Source organism: Olleya sediminilitoris (assembly GCF_016785945.1).
Lineage (GTDB): Bacteria > Bacteroidota > Bacteroidia > Flavobacteriales > Flavobacteriaceae > Olleya > Olleya sediminilitoris.
In genome coordinates this window covers 391666-406753 of sequence record NZ_JAEMEF010000001.1, presented here as the reverse complement: position 1 = coordinate 406753, position 15088 = coordinate 391666, and the positions used below count along the sequence as shown (strand labels likewise).

Here is a 15088-nt window from a genome sequence, read left to right as displayed (position 1 = left end):
TTTTTATGCTCTATACAATGGGAAAAAGCCACCACTTGTATCTTTATTTTTTATTTCAACTAAATTGTCATAGACTTCTTGGTCTGATATAAATTGCCAAATTTTATAATTAAAATTTAAATCTGAAAAACCTGCTTTAAATTTGTAAAGTGAGTCTGCATCACTACCTCCAACACCACCTCCAAGATGTAAGTAATCTAAATCTAAGGTGTTTCCCAATAATCTTGCCTCGTCTAAAATTAACTTCATTGGTGTATCTTTAGAAAACTCAGCTTTTGTTCCAGCCAAATGATATTGCATTACTTTATTTGTTACTGTAAAAATAGCCCCAGCTGTAATTATATCGTCTTTTTTAGCTAAAAGTAATTTAGCTTCAAAGGAATCGTTTTTTAAAAATGAATAGAAATAGTCTTTGGTAAAGAAGTAATTATCCGAAGCATTTACCCTTTTCATGGTGTCACTATAGATTTCAATAAATTCATCTATTTCCTCATTAGTAGTGGCTTCAATCACCAAGAAATTATTTTTTTTAAGCTTATTTATTTCATATTTATTAGACTTTCTATATTTCTGTCTTTGTATATCAATAGGTAAATTTAAATCTATTGCTATCGTATTGTTTAAGCTAATTGTTTTACCAAATCCGTCTAGCATTTTATGGTTTTCAAAGATTGGATGTAATCTAGAAAAACAGGATACAATTTTAGTTTGTTTAAAAAAGGATAATACATTGTTGTGAAACATGTCTAGAAGAGCCTTACTAACTTGATCAAAAGCGATATTAGAGATTGGTCCTGCATAGCCATACACCGATGTACAGTCTTTAAAATCTGATTCTGGAATATCCCTAATAATAATTGGCAAAGCAATGTATGCGTCATCTAAAGATTGCACCAATAATATAGGTTCTCCTTCTGTCTCTAATACATTATAGGCAAGGGTATGATAAAAATCATAATTTACACTATTAGTAATTATATTAGACCATTCTTGGCTTTCGCTTAGTTTGATTATTCTAATACTATTCATTACTGAAATAACAATTTAATTTATTTATTATATGATTAATATCCTGTGTATTATATCTGTAATCTAAATGTAAAAAAAGGACTCTATCTTCAATTTCTATATCTCTTTTTGTACGTTGGCCAGGCCATAATACTGCCGGATATATTTTATTACTTATTAAATAGGATTTAAGATTGTCTCTATTATTTTTTGACTTTAATTGTAATACTAATCCGGCCCCAAGTCTAACTTTTTGGATATTTAAAACTATGTCTTGATTAATATTTAAATTACTTAAAACTTGATTAATATTTTCTTTTTTTGCTTTAAGTATTTTGGTAATATCTAAATTTTGTAAAATTACTTTAGCTGTTTTAGGTATTTTAGCACTTTTTAATTTGCCCTCCAAGTTTTCTTCACTTTCAATAAATATCCCTCTGTAGGTGTCTTTATCATTAGATAAACCTTCTAAATATCTTTTTTTTAAATACATTGCTGTCAATTTTTTGATAGCTATACTATTTGCTATACGACTTTGTTTTCCCTTAGGTAATTTAAAGCCATCAGAGCTTGCTAAAAAGCCACCAGAAGGTATTGGCAGCTCCTTACGTAGAGAACCAAAAATAAAGTCAGCAGTACTAGTCTTTATGGCTTGTAAATTATGAGTTAAATCATCAACTAAAACTGCTTTTTTGATTGCTGGAAACAGGTGATGTTTTAATCCAAAAAAATCTACATTAATAATTACAGACGTAGGACTATCAATAATATTAAAGTCTTTATCTAGTGTGTCTAAAAAGGGATTAAAATCATAAATCTTAACGTCTATAGTTAAATTTTGTATAAACTTTACGACCTCTTGACAATAGTAACTAGGAAAATATACTATTTTCCAATTATGCTTTTTAATGCCTTGCTTTAGCAAGGCATAAAGCGCTGTTCTGCCAGATAAAAATAAGGTTGTGTTTTTTAAGAAAAAATTTTGGTTATTGGTTTGCCACTTGGACTCAGTGCAAAGATGGAAATCTGAACCAAATTCTTTATTTTTCATTTAAAACTAATTAATATAATAAATCCCTTTTTTAATAACAAAACTTAGAGTAGTACTACTTTTTATCAAATCTTTTATTAAACTTATCTCTAGTAACACCAACCATGATTCTGTTATGAAATTTACCATGAACAAAGACGTCATCGATTAGTAAACCTTCTTCCTCAAAACCTGCTCTTAAATCCATTTTTACTGCACCTTTATTGAAGTCCAATATGAAGCCATATTGTCTATTAAATCCTAGTTCATTAAAACCGTAATCTAATAAATAATGTACAACCTCTGTACCGTATCTTTTACCCCAAGCTTCAGTATCTCCAATTGCTATAAAAGGTTCTGCTTTACGGTTTAACCAATCAATATTTACATAACCAGCAAACCCTATTGCTTTACCTGTTTCTTTTTCCACTAACATTAGGTCACGTCTAGAGTTATCTTGTAAAACTCTTTCATACCAGGCTTCTGTTTCTTTTAAAGACAGTGGGAATTGAACAAATAGTGTATCTCTCACTATTTTGTTATTTAGCCATTCAACTCTAAGCGGTAAGTCTTCTTTTTCTAGTGCTTTAAATAAAATTCTTTCTGATTCCATAGTTATATAATTGCTCCGTTTAAATCTATGTTAGCTCCATTTAAGTAAGAAGTATCTTTAATATAATTTATCGTTTTAATTATATCTTCTGGGTTACCAAATGATTTAGTAGGAATTTTCTCCATTATGATTTTTTTGTAATCAGCAGGCATATCTAGCCCCATTCCAATTTCAAAATACCCTAAATTTATATTATTTATGGTAATGTTTTTTGTTGCATTTTCTATAGCAATTGCTTTAGTCATTCCCCATAAAGCTGACTTAGATGCTGCATAAGCGCTTGTACCATGCACCCCCATTTGCGCTACAACAGAAGAAAAATTGATAATTCTACCAAATCCATCTTGCCTCATGTAAGGAAGTAAGTTTCTAATTATATTAAATGTTCCTTTAAGGTTAACATCCACAACACTTTCCCATAAATCTATATCAGATTTATGAGCAAATGAACTATATGAAGTACCTGAACAAGAGATTAAAACTACATTTGATAATTTATCCTTAATACTTTCTACAAATTGCTCAACTTCTAATTTATTTGATATATCTAATTTATATAAACCTTCTACTTTTGATGAATGGTATGTACCAATTACATCAAATCCTTGAGATTTATAAGATTCGTATAAAAATTTTCCGATTCCTTTTGATGCTCCTGTAATTATAATCATATTATATCCATTTAATTATTGCTGCTCCATACGTCCAACCACTTCCTACTGCTGCAAAAAGTAAATAATCTCCACTTTTTACTTTACCAGATCTTATGGTTTCGTCTAATACTATTGGTATTGTACCACCTGACGTGTTAGCATATTTATCCATGTTAGTCATTACTTTTTCAAAAGGGAGACCAATAATATCTGCTGTTTTTTTCAAAATACCAATACTTGGTTGATGAGGAATCATGTATTTAATGTCATTAATTGACAAGTTAGATTGTTCTAAAACATCATTTATAACCATTGGTAACACCTTTGTTGCTGTATCAAATACTGCTTTACCATTCATCTGAAAATAATGAAGACCTTCTTCAAGAGTTTTTTTAGAAGTTGGTGTTTGAGAACCTCCAGCTGGAATAGTGAAATTGTCTTTTCCAGAACCATCTGATCCTAATTTAAATGCTAAAAACCCTTCAGAATCATTAGCGTTAGATATAACTGCTGCGCCTGCACCATCACCAAAAAACACACAGTCTCTTCTTGTCCAATCTGTGATTTTAGAAAATGTATCTGCTCCAATAATTAATACATTATTATAAACTCCGCTTGCTACAAATTGACTAACTACAGACATACCATATAAAAACCCAGAACATACTGCGGATATATCAAAAGCAACTGCGTTATAAGCCTTTATTTTGTCCTGTACTATACATGCTGTAGATGGTGCTAATCTATCAGGAGTAGATGTAGCGACAACAATTAACTCAATATCGTCTACCGTTAAACCAGCAGCTTCGATAGCTTTTAAACCTGCTTTTGCTGCTAAATCACTTGTTGCTTCATCATCAGCAGCTATGTGACGTTCTTTAATTCCTAAATTTTTATATATCCAATCAGACTTTGTGTCTACAATAGTTTCTAAAAATTCGTTAGTATAAATTTTATCTGGGGTATAAGACCCTGTTCCTTTTATTTTTGCTCTTCTTACTAATTTACTCATAAATTTTTATACTATTTATTAAAACCTAAATCATCGACATCCGTTACATCTTGTCCAGAAACAATACCTTCTGATGATATTATTTTTTTAATGGTTAAAAACACAATTTTTATATCTAACACAAAGGTAAGATTTTCTACATACCAAGTATCATTTATAAAACGCTGACTAAATTTCATTAAGTTTCTACCTTTAACTTGAGACAACCCTGTAATCCCTGGTCTAACTAGATGTCTTTTTTTTTGTTCGTCTGTATATAACTCTAAATAATGTGGTAGTAAAGGTCTAGGACCAATAATACTCATATCTCCTTTTATTACATTTATTAACTGTGGTAACTCATCCAAGGATGTTTTTCTTACAAATTTACCTAAATTAGTTAAGCGGTCAACATCCGGTAATAACACTCCGTTTTTATCTTTGTCCTCTGTCATCGTTTTAAACTTAATAATATTAAAAAGTTTACCATTTTTACCAGGTCTAGTCTGGAAAAAAAAAGGATTTCCTTTATTTACATATGCCAATGACAAGTAGACAATAATAAATATTGGGCTAAAAACTAATAAGCATAGTAATGCTGCTATAAAATCAAAAAATGGTTTAAAGACGTTTTTGTACATTCTATTTTTTTGTGTTTTCAATAACTTTAACTACTTGTGGCACTAGGATAGACTTATCATATTTAGTCTCTGCTAACTGTCTAGAGTTAATAGAAAACGTATTATATAAATCTATATCTTTCTGTAAAACCTGTATTTTTTCAACTAATTGCTGTGGACTTGTAATGTCAGCATAAAAACCACAATTATTATCCTCTACCATGGTTTTAGTCCAACCTGCAGAATTAACTATTATTGGTTTACCTGCAGATAAAGAATCAAATAATTTGTTAGGTGAATTAGTTTTTAAAATTTCAATATTAGCGAAACTAACAAGTGACACGTCACATGCATTTACAATTTCTGACACTTCAATCAATGCTTTTGTGCCTAAAAATTTTACATTATCTAATGCGTTGTCTTGTACATATTTTTTAAAGGTTTCAAATAAAACACCTTCACCTAAAAACACAAAATTAATGGTCGTTATATTGTTGTCTTTTGCATATTTTGCTGCTTCAAAAAGATGTTCTAAACCGTTAGCCCTACCCATTGCTCCAAAATGAATACAATTAAACTTTTGCGGATTTAAACCTAAGTTTGTTTTTTGCTGGTCTGATACTGCTCTAGGAAAAAACTCATGAATCTTAGACATATTTGGTATCATGCTAACTTTTGTGCGGTCTTTAATAAACTTTAACACGCCTTTTTCCATGCCTGGTGATAATGCAATAATATGGCTAGCATTTTTATATATTGTTTTTTCAAACCCTACAGCTAATTTTATTAACAGTTTGTTTTTTAAAGCACCCATTTGGATTGGAACTTCAGGCCATAAATCTCTAACTTCAAAAGTATATGGAATCTTTTTAAACCATTTAGCTATTAATGCAGGAAATCCAACTGTTAAAGGTGTCGATGTTGCAAAAACAGCATCTACATTTTTTTCTTTTAATAAGTAATAACTTGACATAAACATAAATGACAAGAAAGACTTAATTCTAGATATGATTGATAAGTTGTTAGAGTATGGTACGTTTAAGTATAATACTTTAATCCCATCAACAATTTCGTGTTTTTTTGAAGTATGCATGTTGTTTTTAGTACTTATAACTAAAACATCATGATTTTTCTTAATTAACTCTTTGGCTATCCAATATGATCTAGTACCTCCAGACTCTGTTGGTTTTCTAAAATATTGATGTATGTAAACTATTTTCATTTCTGTAAACTTTGTTCTCTATCGTAGTTAACAAATAGTACAGACACAAACATGATTACCATTGTATTAACACTTGAAAGTAAATTCCCCGAGAATAATGATGCGAAAATAAGACTAAATATTATGAAATTAGAATACTTAGTAGAACTTGTACAAAGATTTTTGAAGAACGAAACATATGCAACAATACCACCAAGCCCAAAAAAGAGTATTAAATCAAATAATTCTAACTCAACTCGACTATTTGCAAATTTTGGTCCTCCAAATATATAATTTAAAACACCCCAATTATCATTAATATAAGGAATAAAATACTTTTGTAAAAGTACATTCCTATAAGAAGTGAAAGATGTAAAAAAGCCTTCTTCTGAATACAATCTTACAAATAAAGAAAACTGTTTAGTAAAAATATCTACAATTATATGTCTAAATAAAAAGGTAATAATTAAAATACTTGCTAAAAAATAATAAGTTCCTCTTTTTTTTAGCAACTTGATATTGTCAATAAAAAAATATAGAAAAAATATTAAAGATAGAAATGATGCTTTTTTTGTCCCAATTATAAATGAAGTAACAAAAAGTAAAAGTAACACTCCTCCTAAAAACGCGTTACTATTTTTAAGGTATAAATAATAAGCCATACATATAGCTATAAAATAAATATAACCAGCTTCACTATGATATAATAACAACCCTTGAAACCCAAACCTAGTTCCTCCAAAAAAATAAGATTTAAAAATATTTAAGCTAAAAAAATAGCCTATCAATATTGCCACAGAATTTAATGCCATAAACCAAATGAAAAATTTTATTTGGTAATTTAAAACCCTTAAAATTATCGTTTTATTAAACATATAAACAAATAATAATGCAAATACACTATTTAAAAAATAGTGTCCATTAAATAAAATATTTGCTTGATTTAATGTAGAAGAGAAGGATAATTGACTAACTAAAAACGAAATAGATAGTAAAATTATTGGAGTTAAAAACTTGTAATCAACTTTATATTGATTGTAAGAGATGTAAGCACTAATTATAATTAATATTTTAAAAACAATACCATATCTATAATATGTAAGATTGGCTATATCATAAGATACAAATAATTTTATAATAAAATCGTATGTAAAAAAAAACAGCAAACTATTTTTTAATAGAAAGTTTTTATTATAAATTTTGTCCGTTATTTTACCCATTATAGATACTTACATGTTTATTTCCGAAACTTTCCCATGACAGATTTTGAGAAACTTTAATAACATTATTCTTATAGTGATTAATTTCATTATTAACAAGTAAACAGGCGTCAGCAAAGTCCTTAGCATTATGCTTTTTTGCTACCTGACCTACTTTATTAATATTTACATACATTTCTAGTTGTCCTTTGGGAGGTACTACTACAGGTACACCGTAGGATCTGGCATCACTTACAGGTCCGCTAGCAGAAGGGAAACTATCACTATGTGTTGATAAAAAAATATCTGAAGCCTTAAAATTATCTTCATATTCTTTTAAACTCAAATATTTAAATGTTCTGGTTACTCTGCTTTCTATTTTAGCCTCTTTTATTAGGCTTTCAATCTCTTCTAACTTATAATCAGATAAACTTCCTGCTATAACAAAATGAAAATTATCTGGTAATTGTTTAATAGTTTGAATTGCAACCTCTATTTTTTTGTCACGTCTTATCATTCCTAAAAATGATATAATAGTTTTATCTAAAGGTACTCCAAGTTCTGCTTTAAGGTTGTCTTTATCAATTTTTGTATACGCATTACTTGGGTAATCAATACCAGAAATTTTGTTTTTTAATTTTGGAAATGCCAAAACTAATCTATCCTTAATCCACTCTCCATGACATACAACATGGGCAGTTTTACTAAAACTTTTGTTTAGCATAGTTTTAATTAGATACTTGTAAACCGATCCAATTGTAAAAGATTGCAAATTAAAATCTGAAGCATGTAATGTGTAAACTAATCTTACATGCTTGTTTTTTAGTTTTTTAGCTAAATACCAATACGATATATATTCTGAATCAAGAATATGGACAACATCATAGTTTTTAATTTTTAAATGTTTTAGTAAATCTTTGTGAAATTTAATACCATTAAAAACCCTGTCGAAACCCCTTTTAACTATACCCAATTTACCATACTTAGCATAGTTTTGCCTTGATAATTTAGAGAAGCTTAAATCACTTTTATGTATGCTGTTTACATCAATATCCGTGTCTCCTAAAATAGCATCTTTGGGTACAAAAATATCTGTATCAATATCCTTTAAGTTTTTATGTATATTGTTTAAATACACAGTCCCATGACCTGAATTACTTACACTTCCGCTTACTAATAAGACTTTCATACTTTACTTTTTTTGATTGAATAATAATGACTAACAAACAATAATATAAAAAATATTTTGCGGATGTCAAACCTGAAGACACATTAAAGGGAACAAAATAGAATATTGAAAAATATACTAAAACATTGTTTTTATGATTGTAAATAGTCTGTATAAAAAGATATATAATAAATATAAAAAATAGACTTCCTAGAAGATAACCTGAGGTTACGAAATATTCAAGAAAAAAATTATGTGGTAACAATGAATCTTTATTTGGAGAAAAAGAAAGGTTGGGTAAAAAATTAATTTCTTGAATCAAATTTTTATAAATGTCAAATCTTACTTGTACACTCGCACCTCCATTAGATTTAATTGCATAAGTCATACGTATTAGTGTTGCTATATTTTTTTCATGAGCAAATAATTCAATTTTTTTAAAAATATAATCCCAATTTAAAAATATAATTAAACCTACTATAGTAGCGTACATAACGCTTTTAAAGTTAGACACTAACAAGTACACCATTAAAGTAAATACTAGCCCTACAAGTGCTTGTCTAGAGCCTGATAAAAGCAATAAAAAGAAAATTATAGAAATAAAAACCCATTTATACCATTTAGATTTAAGACCAAAAAGTAAAATTGTTAAACCTGCCAAGATATTACCTACATGCTGATATCTATTACTATTTATTAAACCATTAGAATGTAGAAAGAATATAAAAAGCCCAAGTATAAAGTAGGACAATAATAAATTTTTATATGTGGTTTGTAAATCATGTTTATCTACTTCACAATAAAAAATATAACTCATTGGTATAAAAAATAAAGCAAGATACATAGCTGATTTAACTCTAACTAAAAAATCAAAATCAATTAGACCTCCAGCAAATAATAAAAGTGCAAATGATATTAATAAAAAGTAAAAGATTAAAGCTTTAAGTTTTATTTTAAAATTTCTATTAAAAAAAAGATAGGCAATAAAAAAAGCTAAAGGTACAATATAAAGTAAAAAACTAAATCTAAATGAAAATGAATACAAGAAGAATGTCAAAATGAAGATTATAACAAAAGACTTCTTAAAAAGGTTTTCGCTAAGAAATTTAAAGAACTTCATTTTTCCTCTTCTTTATAACGTTAGAAATAATAATTAATAATTCTGGTTGTTGATTAAAATACCAAATCACTAATAAAATAATTGCAATTAAGGCAAATAAAGAGTCTAGATAAACATTATTAACCATTAAAATTAAACTAATTGTAATACTAAAAATTAGTATTGGTTTAAAGATATATTTAAACCATTCAAACGGTTTTTTTACAATAATCTTAGCTGTAATAATATTAAACATTAAAGTTATAATTAATCCAATATTACCAATAATTACACCGTATAAACCATAAGATTGACCAAATAAATAAATACTAAATAATGCTAGAAAAGAACCTGTCAACTGCCAAATCCCAATATACTTTGTCTTTTTAATTGCCATAAGTGTGTAAAACCCTGGAATACTTAAAGAATTAAATGCATATATAAAAATAGCTAATTTGAAAGCTAAAATAGAATCTGGATAGATATCTAAATTAATATTCATAATATTTTCTAATAACACCTTATAAATGATTAGCATTAAAAGGGATGCAAAGAATATCAAGAAAGTATTAAATTGGATAGCGTGTTTATACTCATTTACAAATTCTTCCTTTTTTGTTTTAACTTTGGTCCAAAGCTCTGTAAGCCTCGGAATTATTGGTTGTAACCCAACAGTTGCAATTGAACTAATATAACTAGTGATAGAAATTATTGCTGCATAAATACCTAGTATTTCTGGTGTTGTTATTTTACCTATGATTATTTTATCAAATTGGGTAAAAATAACACTTCCGAAATAACCAACCCAAGTTGTTCCAGAATAACTTATAATGTTTTTTGTAGTTTGATAATCAAATTTGGGTTTTATTTTAAAAATATTTAACTTTTTTGAGGCTAAATAAATGTAAGTCAATAAGGTTAAAATACTAATTGAAAACATGTAAAATGTAAGTGTTACAAAGTCTTCTTCTAAAAAACTAAAAACCAATAACCCAATATTTATAACAAAAATATTAATAAATTTAATAATGTTAACTGTCAAAAATTGATTGTAAGCTTGCATAATACCTGAAAACAAATGTTGAATTAACATTATTGAAGAGTATAAACCAATCCATCTTAAGGCAATAATAATATCATCACTGACTATACTATTATTTAAAAAAATATGTGCTATTTCTGTAGTAAAAAACAAAAAAGATATCGCTACAATTGCACTAAGCAAAACATTAATTATAAGTAAAATGGGTATAACTGTTTTAGTTTTATGCTCTACCTCCTCCTTAGTTTCCAGAGCATTAATTTCTGAAACAAAGTGCATTGTTGTAGAAGCAATACCGACATCAAGCATTAAGGCTATGTTACCAATAGAAGTAATTAGAGCCCAAACACCAAATTTTTCCACACCCATATAATTAACCATCAATGGGATGGTTAAAAGAAACAGAATAGCTCTACCTGCTCCCCCAAATATATTATATAGATTATTTTTAATACTCATTATTTAATTTTTGAAAATTTGAAACGTAATAATAATACAATGAATTAAAGGCTGAAAAAAATATAATCCCGTTTAATCTTTCAAAAAATGTCTCTGTTAAAAACACCACCATTAATAGGGTTAAAACAAAGAAATAAGCATAATTTTTAGTTTTTATGGACAAAATCATATTGTTAATTATTAAAACTAAAAATGCACAAAGTGTAATTAAACCACCAGACAACAATAAATAAAAATAGTTGTTATGAGTGTTTAGATTATTTTCGTACAATTCTATAAACTCCATGTCCAAATAGCAATTACTTAAGTTATAACTTACATCTCCAATTCCATAGCCTAAAAATGGATTATTTAAAAACAAATTGGTATTACATTGGTTTATAAAATACCTACCATCTATACCACTTGTAGACACTGTAGCGTCTGTCAACCAAGTATACACTTTCTCTAGTTGCAGTACTAACCTATAATTTAAAGAAAAATTATTCATCAATAAATAATAAAATCCAACTAAAAACGGAATACATAATAAAAGAAATATAACTCTACCTTTTAGAGTTTTGGTTTTTATAAATATATATACAGGTATAATGATAATATAAGAATATACTACTGCTCTAGAATTAAGCATAAATAAAAACAAACTAAGTGCTATTACAATTACTATAACTAATGCTTTATAAGCCTTTTTACTTACAGAATAACAAGACTCAATCAATAATATTATACTAGTCAATATAAACGCGCTAATATACGTTGGATGCCAATCCTTATAAGTGCCTGTATTAATTATTGATCTAAAATCAAAATTATTAGTAGCGACTTCTAAAATAGAGACGTTTTCAGAAAGCTTAAAACACAAATAAAGAACAGATAATACGTTAGCTAAGACAAATAATTTAGCTAAAATAATTAGTTGTTTTTTTGTAAGATTAATAAAATAAAAAACAATTATTGGAAATAAAATAAACGATAATTGTCTGGTAATAATTTTAAGCCCTGTGTTTTTGTCCGAAGTATAAATTATAGAAACTATTAATAGTAAAAAAAACAAACTATTTATTACCAAGCCTTTTAAAGGGGTATTCTTAATAGAGTTAATTCCTTTTTTAAAATTTAATACGACACTAAAAATAAAAAAAAACAGTATAATTTTAGAGTTAGTTTTAACCTCAAACATCGGGAAAAACATTAATAAACAAATAAGCAGAAAAGAAATTTTCTGCTTATTATTATTAATTTGAAATAAAACTGAATTCATTTATGACACTATTTTATTCTCTATAAAAAACCTCTAATTTAGGCCTACTATCTTCATTTAAATGATTACTGGAGCAAAATCGAATACCTTTATAAGGCTTTTCTTCACTCTCTAGCCTAAATATATATCCATAATTAGGATAGGTTTTATTAATTACATTTTCAACGTAATTAGTAACGTCTATTTTGTAGGATTGCATTTTATCTGTTGGAGCATCTATTAAAATTTGATCAGTTTCGTCTCCTTCTGGTTGATTCTGCCAATTGACGTCTTTATTAATCCAAACTGATTTAGAGCGTTGTATGTAAAACGAATTTTTCTCTCCAAAATGTCCAGGTTCGATTGCTTTCAAATATATAAAAGCTGAATCTATTTTTGCAGTTTGAGGAATTGAAGCAAACCCAAAACGAATTAAAAACCGACTATCATTGTCTATAGTATCTTGAACTGTCAACGATAATAAATGTAATCTCTCTAAATGCGAGTAGTTTCTCTCTTCATATGCCTCGGATATAACTACATCCTTACCCAGAATTTCATCTGGTTGAAAAACTGCTTTTATTGTTTTGTTATTATTACAAGAACAAAACGATAAGATGCTTAGTGAAATTATTATTTTAAAAAACTTCATTTTGTAAAATTTATCTTTGTTTTTCTTGTTCTAAAAAAAATTTAAAGGTTTTTTCTAACCCCTCTTTTAATTCAACAGAGTGTTTCCAACCTAACTCATGCATTTTAGAGCTATCCATTAGCTTTCTAGGCATACCGTCTGGTTTTGTAGTATCTTTAACTATTTGACCTTCAAATCCTGTGATTCCTTTAATTATTTCTGCTAATTCTAAGATTTGAACATCCTCGTCTGAACCAATATTAATATGTTGATTCTCATTGTAGTTATTCATTAAAAATAAGCAAGCACTAGCTGCGTCATCAACATACATAAACTCTCTTTTAGCACTTCCCGTACCCCACATTACTACCTCTGAATCGTTGTTTATTTTGGCAGTGTGAAATTTTCTTAAAAGAGCTCCTATAACATGAGAATGTGCTGGATCAAAATTATCATTTTCACCATACAAATTAGGTGGCATTGCTGATATAAAGTTTGTCCCATATTGCTTATTATAATACTCGCAAAGTTTAATTCCTGCAATTTTGCCTAAGGCATACCCTTCGTTAGTTGGCTCTAATTTACCATCTAAAAGGTACTCTTCTTTCATAGGTTGTTGAGATAATCTTGGGTATATACAAGAACTACCTAAAAATAGTAATTTAGACACTTTATTTTGGTATGCAGCTTCGATGATATTGGAATTAATCATTAAATTATCATATAAAAACTCAGCTGGCCTTTCAATATTGGCACCAATTCCACCAACTTTTGCAGCAACTAAAAATACATATTCTGGCTTTTCGGTTTTAAAAAAACTATTAACTGCTTCTTGTTTTTTTAAATCTAATTCAAAAGATCTTCTAAAAACAATGTTGTGATAACCTTCTTTTTTTAGTGCTCTTACAATAGCAGAGCCCAACATACCATTATGTCCAGCTACATATATTTTAGCATCTTTATGCATTTGAAAAAGATTTAAGACAACTTATTAAACGGTCTACATGCTCTTTATTGTCTTTAGAATGATTACCTACAAAAAAAGCTTCGTCATGAATGTAATCAGCATTTTCCAATGAATTATGCACACTATAATCTAAATACTCAACTGCTTTATTTCTCACAAAATTACCTGCAACAACTGGTCTTGCATCAATATTATTTTGATCTAAAAGTTTCACTAATTGGCTTCTCTTACCTTTGTTTTTTCCTTCTAAAATTATTGCAAACCCAAACCAAGAACTGTCCTCTGTTTCTTGTTGAAATCTATATCCTTCTAAGCCATTAATTTGAGATTTAAAATATTTAGCATTTTCACGTCTTTGATCAATAATACCATCTAATTTCTTTAATTGCTCAATTCCTAAAGCCCCTTCCATTTCGATTGGTCTTAGGTTATATCCTGGCATTATAAAATTGAAGCTTTCGTAAAAAGCATCTTCTTTTTTCTTATATATTTTACTGTCTTTTGGTAGGTTTCTTGTCCAACCATGCGCTCTAATAGATAACATGTAATGATAAAGCTCTTCGTTATCTGTAACTGTCATCCCTCCCTCCATTGTGCAAAGATGATGAGAGTAAAAAGTAGAGTATGTTCCCATTTCTCCAATTGTTCCGGCAGCTTTACCTTTATAAAAAGCTCCCATTGATTCACAATTATCCTCTAAAAGGATTAAATTATGTTTTTTACATATGTTATTTAATGTATCAAAATCATTTGGATTACCAAGTAAATTTACTGCAAAGATAGCTTTAGTATTAGGGGTAATTGCTGCTTCTACTTGAGTAACGTCTATATTTAAAGTTTTTGCATCTATGTCAATAAACTTTAATTTTAAATTATGTTGAGATAAGGGAAAGTAGGTTGTACTCCAAGATACAGCAGGTACTAAAACCTCATCACCAGCGTTAAGTTTTTTTGAATAAACTAAAGCTGCTATTGCTAATAAATTAGCTGATGATCCAGAGTTAGACATCACTGCATATTTTGAATTGAATTTTTTAGCAAAGTCCAGTTCAAAAGCTTTTACTTTTTCTCCCATTGAGAAGAATCCAGATGCTATAACTTCATTTAAAGCTTCAAACTCTTTATTATCCCAAGTATTATCAGATAAGGTATATCTCATTATAAAAT

At 28.1% G+C, this 15088-nt stretch carries 15 protein-coding genes; all 15 read right to left on the bottom strand.

Features of this window, described 5'->3' with window-relative positions; all coding sequences use genetic code 11:
- Positions 1–3: 3 nt before the first annotated feature.
- Complete coding sequence (locus JAO71_RS01800) at positions 4–1029, bottom strand: GNAT family N-acetyltransferase (protein WP_054852270.1); 1026 nt, start codon at positions 1027–1029, stop codon at positions 4–6.
- On the bottom strand, positions 1022–2059 hold the full coding sequence (locus JAO71_RS01795) for a hypothetical protein (protein ID WP_054852271.1): 1038 nt from the start codon (positions 2057–2059) through the stop codon (positions 1022–1024). The genes JAO71_RS01800 and JAO71_RS01795 overlap by 8 nt, the downstream gene beginning before the upstream one ends.
- Before the next feature lie 55 nt (positions 2060–2114).
- Positions 2115–2651, bottom strand: a complete 537-nt coding sequence (locus JAO71_RS01790) for a GNAT family N-acetyltransferase (protein WP_202998528.1) — start codon at positions 2649–2651, stop codon at positions 2115–2117.
- 2 nt (positions 2652–2653) lie between these two features.
- The gene (locus JAO71_RS01785) at positions 2654–3322 is read right to left on the bottom strand and encodes an SDR family NAD(P)-dependent oxidoreductase (protein ID WP_054852273.1); all 669 of its coding nucleotides are present in this window, start codon (positions 3320–3322) and stop codon (positions 2654–2656) included.
- A gap of 1 nt (position 3323) precedes the next feature.
- Positions 3324–4316 carry a beta-ketoacyl-ACP synthase III gene (locus tag JAO71_RS01780; RefSeq protein WP_116823797.1) on the bottom strand — a complete coding sequence of 331 codons (993 nt, stop codon included), beginning with the start codon at positions 4314–4316 and terminating at the stop codon, positions 3324–3326.
- A gap of 11 nt (positions 4317–4327) precedes the next feature.
- Positions 4328–4936: a sugar transferase gene (locus JAO71_RS01775; RefSeq protein ID WP_054852275.1), complete on the bottom strand. Its 609-nt coding sequence runs from the start codon at positions 4934–4936 to the stop codon at positions 4328–4330.
- 1 nt (position 4937) lies between these two features.
- The gene (locus JAO71_RS01770; RefSeq protein ID WP_116823796.1) at positions 4938–6137 is read right to left on the bottom strand and encodes a glycosyltransferase family 4 protein; all 1200 of its coding nucleotides are present in this window, start codon (positions 6135–6137) and stop codon (positions 4938–4940) included.
- Complete coding sequence (locus JAO71_RS01765) at positions 6134–7336, bottom strand: hypothetical protein (protein WP_116823795.1); 1203 nt, start codon at positions 7334–7336, stop codon at positions 6134–6136. The genes JAO71_RS01770 and JAO71_RS01765 overlap by 4 nt, the downstream gene beginning before the upstream one ends.
- Positions 7329–8504, bottom strand: a complete 1176-nt coding sequence (locus JAO71_RS01760; RefSeq protein ID WP_116823794.1) for a glycosyltransferase family 4 protein — start codon at positions 8502–8504, stop codon at positions 7329–7331. The genes JAO71_RS01765 and JAO71_RS01760 overlap by 8 nt, the downstream gene beginning before the upstream one ends.
- A complete protein-coding gene (locus JAO71_RS01755) occupies positions 8470–9300 on the bottom strand; it encodes a hypothetical protein (RefSeq protein ID WP_202998527.1) in 831 nt (276 codons plus the stop codon). Before JAO71_RS01755 ends, JAO71_RS01760 begins: the two co-directional genes overlap by 35 nt.
- A 289-nt stretch (positions 9301–9589) precedes the next feature.
- The gene (locus JAO71_RS01750) at positions 9590–11083 is read right to left on the bottom strand and encodes an oligosaccharide flippase family protein (RefSeq protein ID WP_116823792.1); all 1494 of its coding nucleotides are present in this window, start codon (positions 11081–11083) and stop codon (positions 9590–9592) included.
- Entirely contained in the window at positions 11073–11945 is an 873-nt protein-coding gene (locus tag JAO71_RS01745) for an O-antigen ligase family protein (protein WP_202998526.1), read from the bottom strand. Before JAO71_RS01745 ends, JAO71_RS01750 begins: the two co-directional genes overlap by 11 nt.
- Positions 11946–12357: 412 nt before the next feature.
- On the bottom strand, positions 12358–12975 hold the full coding sequence (locus JAO71_RS01740; RefSeq protein WP_054852282.1) for a DNRLRE domain-containing protein: 618 nt from the start codon (positions 12973–12975) through the stop codon (positions 12358–12360).
- Positions 12976–12985: 10 nt separating this feature from the next.
- On the bottom strand, positions 12986–13921 hold the full coding sequence (locus tag JAO71_RS01735) for a GDP-L-fucose synthase family protein (protein ID WP_202998525.1): 936 nt from the start codon (positions 13919–13921) through the stop codon (positions 12986–12988).
- On the bottom strand, positions 13914–15080 hold the full coding sequence (locus JAO71_RS01730) for a DegT/DnrJ/EryC1/StrS family aminotransferase (RefSeq protein ID WP_116823790.1): 1167 nt from the start codon (positions 15078–15080) through the stop codon (positions 13914–13916). The genes JAO71_RS01735 and JAO71_RS01730 overlap by 8 nt, the downstream gene beginning before the upstream one ends.
- Positions 15081–15088 lie beyond the last annotated feature (8 nt).